We start from the raw sequence: 12405 nt of genomic DNA on the forward strand, positions 1-12405 counted from the left end.
GGACCCGCCCGTGGCCACTGCACCCCCCGAGGACCAGCGCCGACTGCTCGAGGTCCAGGCCCTCGACACCCGGCTGCAGCAGCTCGTCCACCAGCGCCGCAACCATCCGGCGCTGGCGACCATCGCGGAGCTCGACGGCCGCATCGGCGACCTGCACACCTCGCTCGTCGACTCGCGCACGGCCGTGGCCGACCTGGAGCGCGAGCTCGCCAAGGCGGAGTCCGACGTCGCCCAGGTGCGCACGCGCGCCGAGCGGGACCAGCAGAAGCTCGACTCCGGTGCACTGTCGGCGAAGGACTCCCAGGCCCTGGTGAGCGAGCTCGAGTCGCTCGCCCGCCGCCAGTCGGTGCTCGAGGACGCGGAGATCGAGGTCATGGAGCGCCTGGAGGCGCACCAGGGCTCGCTGGCCGAGGTGGAGTCGGCGCACGCCGAGCTCGAGGCGGCGAAGGCGAAGGCCACCGCCGAGCGCGACGAGGCCTGGGCCGAGATCAACGCGACCGGGTCGAAGGTCAAGGCGGAGCGCGAGGCGACCGCGGCCGGGCTCGACGCCGGCCTGCTCGCCCTGTACGACAAGCTGCGCGCTCAGCTCGGCGGCGTCGGCGCCGCGGCGCTGCGCGGGGGCCGGTGCGAGGGCTGCCGCCTCGACCTCAACCCGCGTGACCTCGCCGCCGCGAAGGCGGCGGCGCCCGAGCAGGTCGTGCGCTGCGAGGAGTGCGGCCGCATCCTCGTGCGCCTGGCGGACGACGGCGCCGCGGCCTGATGGCCCGACCGTCCGGAGCGAGCCCGGCGGCCGGGGCGGGCCTGCGCACCGTCGTGCTCGTGCGGCACGGCGTGACCGAGCTGACCGAGGCGCGCGCCTACTCGGGCGGCGGCGTCCCGGGGCCGCCGCTGACCTCGCGGGGTCGCGTCCAGGCGGCCCGCGCCGCGGACGCGGTCTTCCGGCTCGGCAAGGACCTGTGGCCGGACCTGCCGCGCGCCGGCACCCTCGTCGCCTCGCCCCTGGTGCGCACGCTCGAGACCGCGGCGGCGGTCGGGCGCCGCACCGGCCAGCACGTGCGCCCGGACGACAGGTTCGCCGAGTGCGTGTTCGGCGACTGGGAGGGCCTCACGCCCGACGCGATCGCCGACGGCTGGCCTGACGAGTTCGCCGCCTGGTCGACGACGGGCACCGACCGGGCGCCCGGCGGCGAGTCGTACGCCGACGTGGGCGAGCGGGCATGGGCCGGGCTGCGGGACGTCGTCGCCGCGACGGAGCCGGGCGCGGCGAGCGTCGTCGTCGCGCACACCGTGACGATCCGCGCCCTGGCCGGGCGGTCGCTCGAGGCGCCGGCGTCGTCGTGGCGGCTGCTGCGCGTGCCGCCCTGCTCGCTGACCGTGCTGCGCTTCGGACTCGGGGACGACGGCGAGCCCGCGCTCGCGGAGGTCACCGCAGCGGGCTTCCCGACCGACGTCTGACGGCTAGCGCTTCGGCGGCTTGGGCGGCAGCGCGAGCGCGAGGTCGACGCCGCGGGCCACCCACGCGTGCAGCGCGTCGTCGTCGGAGGTGACCGACGCCGGTGCCCCGACCATGCCGCGCATGACGCGCTCGCCCATGCGCAGCTCGTGCCCGCCGTCCGCCAGCGCGGCGTCGTAGCCGTCCGTGCCGACGTGCACCATGAGCTCGTCGCCGCCCACGCCGACGGCCATGTGGGTGTTCACCATGAAGGCGACGCCGCCGAACATCCGCCGCTCGACGACGTCGGCGCGCTCGGCGACGACGTCGCGGACGCGGGCGGCGAGCACCTCGTCGTAGGCCATGCGGCAAGTGTGCGCCGGGTGTGCGGCGTCCCGCCCGTCAGGCGATGACGACCTCGAGGGTGCGCGGTCCGCGGCGGGTGGCGGCGTCGTGCAACGTCGCCTCGATCATCCGGTACGACAGGCCCGTCCCGACCTCCGTGCCGATGACCTCGCCGTCGAGCTCGCGGGCGGCGTCGAGCAGCTCGGCGGCGGTGGTCGGCGCGGCGCCGGAGCGGCGCAGCAGGTGGCCCGTGAGCACGCCGCGCGTGTGCTTGGCGTTGTGCGAGACGACGGCCCGCTTCCCGTCCGTCTCCCGCACGACGCGGACGGTCACCCAGTCCGCGGCCGCGTCGCCCGTGGTGGCGGGCTTCCATGCGGCGAGGTACGCGGCGGAGCGGCAGTCGACGACGACGTCGCCCGCGGCGCGGGCGTCGAGGGCCGCGGACAGGTGCGGCCGCCACGCGGTGGCGAGCTTGCCGACGCCGGGCAGGTCGACGCCCATGGACAGGCGGTACGCGGGGATGCGGTCGGCGGGGGAGACGGCGCCCCACAGGCCCGAGAAGACGCGGACGTCGTCGGCGGCGCGGCGGGCCGCGGCGTCGGGAAGGTCTGCGAGGCCGGCCGCGGCGTAGAGGACGCCGGTGTAGACGCGGGCGGCGGGCGCCGTCGGCGCGGCCCTGAGCTCGGTGTTGCGGGCGACCTCGGCGTCGAGCGACGCGCCGACGCCGAGCACCTCGGTCGCGTCCGGCCTCGCGCTCGCCGCGGCGAGCGCGTCGAGCACGTCCAGCCGCTGCCCGGTGAGCGGCTCGGCCCCCGTGAGCCCGGCGAGGTCGACGGGGGAGGCGCCGTCGGGCGCGGGCGTCTTGCCCTCGGAGGGCGGGAGGCAGATCAGCACCCGGACACCCTACGGTCGGGTCTCGACGCGCGGACCCCCGGTGACAGTGCCGTCGGTCACCGCTAGCGTCGTCGGGCATGGTCCAGGTGAAGATCTACGGCAACCGACGGGTGTGGGGTCAGCGGCGCGCGGAGGTCTCCGACGCGCTGCACGCGGCGCTGGTCGGGGCCTGGCGGATCCCCGAGGACAAGCGGTTCCACCGGTTCCTGCTGCTCGACGACGGCGACCTCGTCGCCCCGCGCTCCGACGACTACCTGATGATCGAGATCGTCGCCTTCACCGGCCGTACGCGCGAGGCCAAGCGCGAGCTGATCCGGCGCGTCTACGACGACGTCGCGCCCGCCCTGGGTGTCGCGGCCGACGACGTCGAGCTCGTCGTGATCGAGTCGCCCGCCGAGAGCTGGGGCATCCGCGGCCGGTCGGGCGACGAGCTGTCCCTGAGCTACAAGGTCGACGTGTGACCGTACCGACGTGGGCGTCCGACCGGCTCGAGCGCGCATAGACTGTGCCACGCGGACGAGTCGGTCGGACGGTCGCGTCGGCGGTGCCCTCGGGTGCCGTCGCCGAGGAACGTCCGGGCTCCGAAGGGCAAGGTGGTGGCTAACGGCCACCCGGGGTGACCCGCGGGACAGTGCCACAGAAAACAGACCGCCGTCGCCGGGCGACCGGCGGCGGTAAGGGTGAAACGGTGGTGTAAGAGACCACCAGCGCGGCCGGTGACGGTCGTGGCTCGGTAAACCCCACCTGGAGCAAGGTCAGACAGGGAGCGTTCGAGGGTTGCCCGCCCGATGCTCCCGGGTAGACCGCTCGAGCCCTGCGGCAACGCAGGGCCTAGATGGATGACCGTCGCCCGCGCTCGGGTAACCGGGCGCGGGAACAGAACCCGGCGTACAGACCGGCTCGTCCGCATTTAGGTCTCCGACCTGCAATTATGCCGGGTGCCTGAGAGTCGAAACATCACATAGACACCGCACGCAGACCTGTACTTGTCGGGCTGGTACCCCTGCGAGCACCATCTCGACCAGTCTCGGTGGTCGGAAGCGGGCTTCCACCCGATCGCTCGGGGGTCACCGCCGGGGAACCCGCTCAAACTCCCGTGGTGGGGGCCTAGACCCCGGGGGAAGCAGCTCACGAGTCACTCAGCGTTCGGGCAGTGCTGACCCCTAGTGCGCTTGAGATGGTGATGGCGTCCGCGACACGTCCGAGACCTGTCGTGATTCGATCGATCATCCTGTGCCTCCACTCACTCGTCAGCACCTGGACTACGGTTGCGATGCTTAGAGCGACGACGGCAGTCACAGCGAATCCTGCGCACATCGCGGGGGTCAGACTCTCCCATAGCGGAAGTCTGCGACCGTTTCCCGGTCTGCGGACCATCGTAGGGCAGGCACGCTTGGACGAGCACGGCTTGGCCAGGGGATTCTCGGGAGAGTGATCGGGTGATCGCCGAGCGCGACCCGGCGCCGGTCCTGACGCGGCAGGTGGAGCGCCAGCCCTCGCTTCATGTGACTGTGTCAGCTATCAGGCGATGCGCCGTGAGGTGACGGGAGGGAGGGCATTCCCTGGTCCAGAATCGGATCCGAAGGCCTTCCCGAGCGGACCGAGCGCGCCGTGCATCCCGGCTCGAACGACCATGTGCCACCAGCCAACTACTGAGTCCGCTAGGCGGACATGGACGTCCCGCAGGTAAGCGTCGAACGCATCGATTGGGCCAGTTCCGACCACCTCACGCTCGCCTGCGCGCAGGTCCGGATGATGCTCGATGCACGCGCGTTCCGCTTCGTCCCACATGCTCGACGGCGACTCCCACTCCTGCGGCTGCGATCCCAAGGTGTCTAGGTAGTAGAAACGCCCAGAACGTCCGTAGGCGTCGAGAGTGCGCGCGAGAATTGGCCACACAGGGTCATCATCTACTGCCGCGATGAGCGTTCCGACGTAGTTCGTGCCCTCGGCGGCAGCCCACGTGCGCAGATAGCTACGGAGCTCAGCATCCATCGCGTCGATCTTGTGGCCCCAGCTTTCGCGCATCTCGTCTTTGGTGGGCCACGTGCCCGCATTGTCGAGGGCGCGCAACCCTAGCGCGACCTTGAGCATCTTCTCGACACCGATCGACAAGGTGGTCAGGACGGCATCTCTCACCTTCGAGAAGTACAGCGCGCCTTGCAGTGTATGGACTCCGTGAGCCAGCAATTGCCGTGCCGACTCTTGCTCGAAAAGGAGGGCGAATCCCTGCTGCTGGGTGAGTGGGTCAGGCTTGGGCGTCATGCTCCGTGACCTTACGCGCCAGGCCGCGACCCAGCGGGCGTCTTTGTTCAGCCACGCCATCGCTGTCCCCGGCGCGCCGACTGCATAGAGGGCCCACCGGCGACGAGTTCCCGGAGCACCAGGGCAGGTCAGGAACGGTTACACCGAGGGCCGCCGTCAATAAGGTTGGTAGGAGCACCCACCAGGATCCGCCGGAACGGACGTGCGGGCATGGGTAAGACGGGCAGCGGTCAGGGCGCCAACGAGTACTCAGTGACAGGCATCAGCCAGGCGCAGGCGAGGTCGAACGCAGCCCCGGTTGGTGGCACGAACGCGTTGGGGCCAGCCATAGTGGCTTCCGCGACCAGCGACAGGGTCCGGGATCTCCGCGCCGAGGTTGTCGGGGAGCACCAGCGCGTCGCTGAGGGCAAACGGTCCCCGCACGCGACAATTAGGCACGCCAACGATTGTGCGTGCGGATATGCGCTTCCATGGAAACAGCGCGATTTTCCTTTGAAACAGCATCGCCTGTGATGCTGTGGCCAGCGTCTACGCGTCGGCGAGGTCCACGTGATTCCACGGGTACTGATCCCGGCACCACTTCCGCGACAGACCGGCTCGTCCGCACTCATCTGCTCGCGGCCAGCACTGCCGCGAGGCCGGCGCGCAGGTCCTTGACGAAGAAGTCGGGGACCTCCAGCGCCGGGAAGTGCCCGCCGCGCTCCGGCGCGGTCCACCGGACGATGCGCCGGTAGCGCTGCTCCGCCCAGGCGCGCGGGGTGCGCGACTCGATGTCGCCGGGATACATGGTGAGAGCGGACGGGACGTCCACCCGCAGCTCGGGGTCCAGCGAGCCGGGGCTCTCGGCGTAGATGCGGGCCGCCGACGCGCCGGTGCGGGTCAGCCAGTACAGGGTGACGTCGTCGAGGATCCGGTCCCGCGAGATCGTCTCGAACGGGCTGTCCTCGGTGTCGGACCACTCGGCGAACTTGTCGAGGAGCCAGGCGAGCAGGCCGACCGGCGAGTCGACGAGCGAGTAGCCGATGGTCTGCGGCCGGGTCGCCTGCTGCGTCGCGTACGCCCGGTGGTGGAGCCAGAAGTCACGGGTCTCCTCGGCGTGCCGGCGCTCCTTCTCCGTCAGACCGTCCGTCGTCATCCCGGGCGGTGGCAGGGCGAGCGTGGTGTGGATGCCGAGCACGTGCGCGGGGAACCTTCCGCCGAGCACCGCGGTGACGTTGCCGCCCCAGTCGCCGCCGTGGGCGAGGAACTCGTCGTAGCCGAGCCGTCCCATCAGCTCCACCCACGCGGCCGCGGTCTTCTCGACGCCCCATCCGGTGACGGCCGGCCTGTCGCTGTAGCCGAAGCCGGGCAGCGACGGGACGACGACGTGGAACGCCGGCGCACCCGCGTCCGGCGGAGCGGCCAGCTCGTCCACCACGTCGACGAACTCGGCGATGCTGCCGGGCCAGCCGTGCGTCAGGACCAGCGGCGTGGCGTCCGCGCGCGGGGACCGGCGGTGCAGGAAGTGGATGCCCAGGCCGTCGACGGTCGTGCGGAACTGACCGATCTCCTCGAGGCGCCGCTCGAACGCCCGCCAGTCGTACCCGGTGCGCCAGTGGTCGACGACCTCCACGAGGTCTACCAGGGGGACACCCTGGTCCCACCGCCGCCTGTCGGGGCCGGGGCGGTGGACCGTCTCGGGCTCCGGCAGCCGTGCCGCGTCGAGCCGTGCGCGCAGGTCGTCGAGGTCGGCGTCGGTCGCGCGGGACTCGAACGCCTGGACGTCGCCGGACGGGTGTGGCATGGGGGCTCCCGGTCGTCGCGAAGTCGGCTCCGCCGTCGGGAGCCGACCTCACGGTTCTACCAAGCGGCCCTGACACGCCGGGGGTGGACCGCCCCCCGGCGCGTCCGCCCGCGGTCCCGCGTCAGGCCGTGGCCCGTTCGGTCCCTTGCGCGTGCTCGAGCGCCCAGGCGAGGGCGTGGTCGGCGACCTGTTCCCAGCCCGGCGCGGCGCAGGTCCAGTGGTCCCGGCCCTCGAACTCGTAGTACTCGGTGACCGCCGGCGACTTCTCCCAGTGCTTGGCGTTCGACCGGTTCACGGATGGCGGCATGATGTGGTCGAGCTCGCCGGCGATGAACAGCAGCGGTGCGCGGTCGGTGCTGAAGTCCACCCAGGTCTCCTGGTGTCCGGGCTTGAAGTTGGCGATGAGGCCGTAGTCCCAGACCCACCGCCCGGGGGCGGGGATCGCGTAGCGCTCCCACACCGCGCGGGACTCCTCCTCGGTGAGGGTGTTGGTGAACGCGTAGTGGAACTCCTCGGGGGTGAACCCGACGGCGCGGTGCCGGTTCGCGGGGTTCTTCAGGGCGGGGAAGAGCGACCTCGCCTGCGAGGGCGGGTTGACCCGGACGCCCTCGGTCGGGGCGGAGTCGATGACCACCCCGGCGGCTCCGAGGCCCCGGGCCAGGAGGATCTGGGTCAGGGCGCCCCCGAAGGAGTGGCCCATGATGATCGGCGGCCGGTCCAGGGCGGTGATGACGTCGGCGAGGTGCTCGACGGTCTCGGGGACGGTCAGGTCGGCGATGACCTCCGGGTTCTCGCGGAGGGCCTCGACCTCGATCTCGAACCCGGGGTAGGCGGGCGTCACGACGGTGAGGCCCTTGCTCTGGTAGTGCTGGACCCAGCCCTCCCAGCTGCGGGGCGTCATCCACAGTCCGTGGACGAGGACGACGGTGTCGGGCGTGCTGCTCTCGGTCGCGTCGCTCGTGTCGCTGATGTCAGTCATGGGTGGGGCCCTCTCAGGAGTCGATGAACGCCAGCAGGTCCGCGTGCAGCCGGTCGCGGTCGGTGTCGGGCAGCGCGTGGCCGCTACCCGGATAGGTCAGGAGGCGGGCGTCGGCGATGAGCTCGACCGACCGCCTGCCTCCGACGTCGTAGGGCACGATCTGGTCGTCGTCGCCGTGGATCACGAGGGCCGGGACGTCGATCTTGGCCAGGTCGGGCCGGAAGTCCGTCGCGGAGAACGCCGCGATGCACTCGTACGCCGCGCGGTGCCCGCAGGCCATGCTCTGGAGCCAGAAGGCGTCGCGGAAGCCCTGGTCGACGTCGCCGCGGCGGTTGTGTCCGAAGAACGGCCCGTCGGCCAGGTCCCGGTAGAGCTGCGACCGGTCAGCGCGCTCGCCGGCGCGGATCTGGTCGAACACCTCCATCGGCAGCCCGTCCGGGTTGTCGTCGGTCCGCACCATGAGGGGCGGGACGGCGGACACCAGGACGACGCGGGCCACCCGGTCGGTGCCGTGCCGCGAGACGTACCGCACGACCTCGCCGCCGCCGGTGGAGTGACCGACCAGGGTGAGGTCGCGCAGGTCGAGCGCGTCGACCAGGCACGCCAGGTCGTCGGCATAGGTGTCCATCTCGTTGCCGTCCCAGGTGCGGCTCGACCGTCCGTGCCCCCGCCGGTCGTGCGCGATGGCGCGGTGGCCGTGCTCGGCGAGGAACAGGGCTGCGGACGCCCAGGCGTCCGAGTTGAGGGGCCAGCCGTGGCTGAGGAGGACGGGCGTCCCCTCGGTGCCCCAGTCGGTGTAGTAGATCTCGGCACCGTCGTCGGCGGTGATGTAGGGCACGGTGGGCCTCCCTGGCGCTGATCGGGACGAGTTGCTCCGAGGGTGCCCGCCATCCGACCTGCCCGGACCACGTGGTTCGCGTAGTCCGTGGCACGGGCCTTAGGGGGCGATGGGGTCGAAACGCTCGGAGAGCTGTCGCCGGGACGTGACGCCGAGCTTCTGGAAGACCTTTCTCAGGTGGTAGTCGACGGTGTGGGGGCTGAGGAAGAGGCGGGCCGCGATCTCGGCATTGGTCCGTCCGGCCGCGGCCATCGTGGCGACGGCCCGTTCCTGCGTCGTCAGGTCCTGGCCGGACCTGGGTGCCGGTGCGCCCGCGGTGCCGCCGGCCGCGTCGAGCTCGGCGCGGATCCGGCCCTGGAAGACGGCTGCACCGCTGCGGTCGGCGTGGTCCAGGGCGAGGTGGAGGTGCGCTGCGGCGTCCCGCCGTCGTCGGGCCCGTCGGAGCCACTCGCCGTAGACGAGGTGGGAGCGTGCGAGCTCGACGGTCGCGCAGGTGCTCGACAGCGCGTCGACCGACGCCGCGTAGTGGGACTCGTCGTCGTCGGAGCCGGCGAGGGCGAGGGCGCGCTCCGCGAGTCCGCGGCACCATGCGGAGCCGTTCGCCCTCGCGCGGGCGTCGAGCGCCTCGGCAGCGCGTGCCGCGTCCTCGTGCCGACCGCTCCGCACGGCCGCCTCGGCGTAGTCGGCGAAGTGGAGCGGGGTGGCCTGCAGGAACGGGTCCTCGACGAGAGGGTGGAGCCGCGCGAAGGCCCGCTCGTAGCGGCGCTCGGCGAGGTTGCGGACCGCGAGGGCCGCGGTGGCCGACGCCTCGACGCCGCCCCACCCGGCCGCGGCGGCGCCCTGCCCGACGGCCTCCACGGCCTCTTCCGGGCTGCCGCTCCAGGCCATGACGGCGGCGTTGACGACGTTCTCGCCGTCGTAGCCCATCGCACGGCGGACCTCGCGGACCGTCGCGTCGAAGGAGAGGGCGCGGCTCACGGTGCCCCCCATGAGCTCCGACAGCGCGCCGACCCAGAGCAGGGTGTCGAGCGCCTGCAGGGCGCCCCCGTCCCGCGCGGCGCGCATCGCCCGTTCCAGCCCCGCCCGGCGGCCGGCGTCGTCCCACAGGAAGGCGCCGAGCGCCGCGATCAGGGTGCCCCGGTGGACCAGGTCCCGGTCCGGCAGGGCGAGGATCGCGTCGAAGGCCCCGCGCGCCGGACGGACGGCGCGATCGTACGGCTCGAGGATCAGCGCGGCGACCCCCCGCAGGATCACGGAGGCAGGACCGGGCGTCGCCGCCCCTGCGGCGATCCGGCGCCCCAGCGTCGGGACGTCGACCCCCACCAGGAGCCGGTCCGCGCTGCTGCACCGTTCGAAGGCCTGCACGAGCGCGCGCTGCTCCCGCGTGACGTCGTGGCCGTGGAACTCGTCGGCTGCCCGGAGCTGATCGGAGGTCGACGACCGCACGCCGTCGGGATCGGAGACGAACAAGGCGGCAGCGCTGCGGACGAGGATGGCCCGGCCTCGCGTCACCCGGTCGAGGCCCGCCTCCCGGACGTCCGAGAGCAGGCGCACGGCGACGTCGGCGGCCCCCGCCTCCAGGGCCGCCTCGGCGGCGCCGACCAGCCGCTCGCCGCGCACCGGACCGGACGGCGTGAGCTCGGCCGCGCGGGCGAGGATGCTGGCGCGCGACGACGAACCGCCACGCTGTGCCGCGAGGTCCGCCGCACGCACGAGGCGTTCCGCGACGGTCTCGTCGGTCCCGCTCGCCGCGCGCGAGGCGTGCCACGCCTCGGTCTCGACGAGGCCGAGCTTCGCGGCGGCCTCGGCCAGCGCGCCGTGGACCCTCCGGCGCTCGGCGCGGGACGCCGACCCGTACACCGCGGAGCGGACGAGAGGGTGCCGGAACCCCACCGTCGGTTCGAGGTGCACGAGGCCGGCCGTCTCCGCGTCCTCCCGGCGTGCGGCATCGATGGCGAGGGCGGCGCCGGCGGTCTCGAGCAGTTCCAGGTCGCCGGTGGAGTCGGTCGCGGCGAGCAGGAGCCAGCGCTGCGAGGCCGGTGGCAGGTGCATCACGCGGCGCAGGTAGTGGGCCTCCAGGTGCTGCCCCACGGGCACGGGTTCGGGGCCGAGACCGAGGTCGGTCATCTCCCGGAGCAGAGGATCGGCCGCCAGGTCGACCAGGGCCAGCGGGTTGCCCTCCGTCGCGCGGACGATCGCGGCGGTGGCCGTCGGGGTGAACGGCCCCGCCGCGGACCGGTTCAGCAGCGCCGCGGCCGGCTCGGGCGACAACCCCGCGAGCGCGAGGACCGGCACCCCGCGCAGCACCGCGTCCAGCTCGCGCTCCTCGCGCCCGGCGAGCACGAGCGCCAGGCGCTCGGCGCCGAGGCGGCGCGCGACGAACGCGAACGCCTCGAGGCTCTCGCGGTCGAGGAGGTGCGCGTCGTCGACGGTGCAGAGCAGCCCGGCCCGGGTGCTTGCGGCGGCGAGCAGGCTGAGCACGCCGAGGCCGACCAGGAACCGGTCCGGCGGGGGCCCGTCGGCGGCGCCGGAGGCCACCTGGAGGCTCAGGCGTTGCCGCTCGGGGATCTCGGCCAGGTGCTCCCGCAGCACGCCGGTGAGGCGCTCGACCGCCGCGTACGGCATGGACGACTCGGACTCGTAGCCGTCGAGGCGCAGGACCCGTGTCCCGGCGCCCGGCGCGGCGTCACGGAGCAGGGTCGTCTTCCCGACGCCGGGCTCACCGAGGACCAGGAGCGCGCTGCCGTGCCCGTTGCGGGCCGCGCCGACCACCTCGGCGACCCTTCGCTGTTCGCTCTCGCGGCCGAGCAGGCCGCCGGTGCCGTGCACGAGCCACACGATAGGGAAGCGCTCCCACGCCTGCGCGGCCGAGCGCGAAGATCACCCGCACCGGGCCCTGCCGCGCCGCGGGGACGGCGCAGGCAGGGCCCGGACAGGGGCGGGGACGACGCCGGGGTGGCTACCTCGCGGCCGCCTTGATGACCCGCAGGACCTGGAGGGGATGGCTGATCATCACCGAGTGCGAGGCGCGGATCTCGACCGTCGTCGCGCCGGCGCGCTGCGCCATGGCACGCTCCGCCTCCGGGGGGATGATGCGGTCGTCCTTCGCCACGATGTACCAGCTCGGGACGGACCTCCACGCGGGCTCGCCGGACGGCTCGACCAACGACGCGAGGGCCCCCGGTCGCTGGGCGCCGGCCATCGTCTCGGCGAGCCGTCGCGGAAGGTCCTGGGCGAACAGCCGCGGGTACCACTCGGGGTCGATGTACGCGTCGGCGTTCCCCTCCCCGGCACCCGGGAAGGGCCGCAGCACGAGGTGGTCGATCACGTCGGTGTGGCCCCCGCCGAGCGCGTTCGCCGCGGCGACGGACTCGCCCTCGTCGAGCGCGTAGCCGGCCACGTACACGAGCGACTTCACCTGGTCGTTCCCGGTCGCGGCGTTCGTGATGACCGCACCGCCGTACGAGTGGCCCACCAGGACGATCGGGCCGTCCACGGTCGAGAGGAACTGCCGCAGGTACTCCGCGTCGTGCTCGACGCCGCGCAACGGGTTCGAGAACGACAGGACCGGGTAGCCGTCGTCCAGCAGCCGTTCGGCGACGACGGTCCAGCCGCTCGAGTCGGCGAACGCCCCGTGGACCAGGACGACGGTGGGTCTGGGGGCGGTCGGGCGGCCTTCCGCGACTGCCGCGGGCGCGGCCGAGGGGCCGGCCGACGCCGTGAGCGGAGCCAGACCGAGAACGGCGACGAGCACCGTGATCAGGGCCGCGACGACGCGGCGTGACCGGATCGCCAGCGAGGACTGCTCAGACATGGCATCTCCTTCGACGAGTTCAGGGGATCCCAGCCTCCGGGGCAAGGAGGTGTCG

At 73.0% G+C, this 12405-nt stretch carries 11 protein-coding genes and 1 other RNA gene; 4 read left to right on the forward strand and 8 right to left on the reverse strand.

What is annotated here, in order from left to right; genetic code table 11:
• Positions 1-10: 10 nt before the first annotated feature.
• Positions 11-760: a zinc ribbon domain-containing protein gene (locus ACFWEK_RS01160; protein WP_430552811.1), complete on the forward strand. Its 750-nt coding sequence runs from the start codon at positions 11-13 to the stop codon at positions 758-760.
• Positions 760-1455, forward strand: a complete 696-nt coding sequence (locus ACFWEK_RS01165) for a histidine phosphatase family protein (RefSeq protein WP_430545146.1) — start codon at positions 760-762, stop codon at positions 1453-1455. The genes ACFWEK_RS01160 and ACFWEK_RS01165 overlap by 1 nt, the downstream gene beginning before the upstream one ends.
• A 3-nt stretch (positions 1456-1458) precedes the next feature.
• On the opposite strand, the gene ACFWEK_RS01170 is transcribed toward ACFWEK_RS01165, so the two are convergent.
• Positions 1459-1797, reverse strand: a complete 339-nt coding sequence (locus tag ACFWEK_RS01170) for a TfoX/Sxy family protein (protein ID WP_430545147.1) — start codon at positions 1795-1797, stop codon at positions 1459-1461.
• A 37-nt stretch (positions 1798-1834) separates the two neighbouring features.
• Positions 1835-2671, reverse strand: a complete 837-nt coding sequence (locus tag ACFWEK_RS01175) for a YaaA family protein (RefSeq protein ID WP_430552812.1) — start codon at positions 2669-2671, stop codon at positions 1835-1837.
• A gap of 77 nt (positions 2672-2748) precedes the next feature.
• On the opposite strand from ACFWEK_RS01175, the gene ACFWEK_RS01180 reads away from it, so the two are divergent.
• Positions 2749-3132, forward strand: a complete 384-nt coding sequence (locus ACFWEK_RS01180; protein WP_430545149.1) for a tautomerase family protein — start codon at positions 2749-2751, stop codon at positions 3130-3132.
• Between the two features lie 56 nt (positions 3133-3188).
• Positions 3189-3578: RNase P RNA component class A (rnpB, locus tag ACFWEK_RS01185), an RNA gene on the forward strand.
• 614 nt (positions 3579-4192) lie between these two features.
• Here the strand turns inward: rnpB and ACFWEK_RS01190 are convergent.
• From ACFWEK_RS01190 to ACFWEK_RS01215, 6 genes are all read right to left on the reverse strand, one after another.
• Positions 4193-4936, reverse strand: coding sequence for a hypothetical protein (locus tag ACFWEK_RS01190; protein WP_430552813.1), 744 nt, complete (start codon positions 4934-4936; stop codon positions 4193-4195).
• 607 nt (positions 4937-5543) lie between these two features.
• Positions 5544-6719 (reverse strand): epoxide hydrolase family protein, encoded by a 1176-nt coding sequence (locus ACFWEK_RS01195; protein ID WP_430552814.1) that lies wholly within the window; start codon positions 6717-6719, stop codon positions 5544-5546.
• Between the two features lie 121 nt (positions 6720-6840).
• Positions 6841-7698, reverse strand: a complete 858-nt coding sequence (locus ACFWEK_RS01200) for an alpha/beta hydrolase (protein ID WP_430552815.1) — start codon at positions 7696-7698, stop codon at positions 6841-6843.
• A gap of 13 nt (positions 7699-7711) precedes the next feature.
• The gene (locus tag ACFWEK_RS01205; RefSeq protein ID WP_430545152.1) at positions 7712-8536 is read right to left on the reverse strand and encodes an alpha/beta fold hydrolase; all 825 of its coding nucleotides are present in this window, start codon (positions 8534-8536) and stop codon (positions 7712-7714) included.
• A gap of 99 nt (positions 8537-8635) precedes the next feature.
• The gene (locus tag ACFWEK_RS01210) at positions 8636-11365 is read right to left on the reverse strand and encodes a LuxR C-terminal-related transcriptional regulator (RefSeq protein ID WP_430545153.1); all 2730 of its coding nucleotides are present in this window, start codon (positions 11363-11365) and stop codon (positions 8636-8638) included.
• A 130-nt stretch (positions 11366-11495) separates the two neighbouring features.
• Entirely contained in the window at positions 11496-12350 is an 855-nt protein-coding gene (locus ACFWEK_RS01215; RefSeq protein WP_430545154.1) for an alpha/beta fold hydrolase, read from the reverse strand.
• Between the last annotated feature and the right edge of the window lie 55 nt (positions 12351-12405).

It is taken from the genome of Isoptericola sp. NPDC060257 (genome assembly GCF_042726645.1).
GTDB lineage: Bacteria > Actinomycetota > Actinomycetes > Actinomycetales > Cellulomonadaceae > Isoptericola > Isoptericola nanjingensis.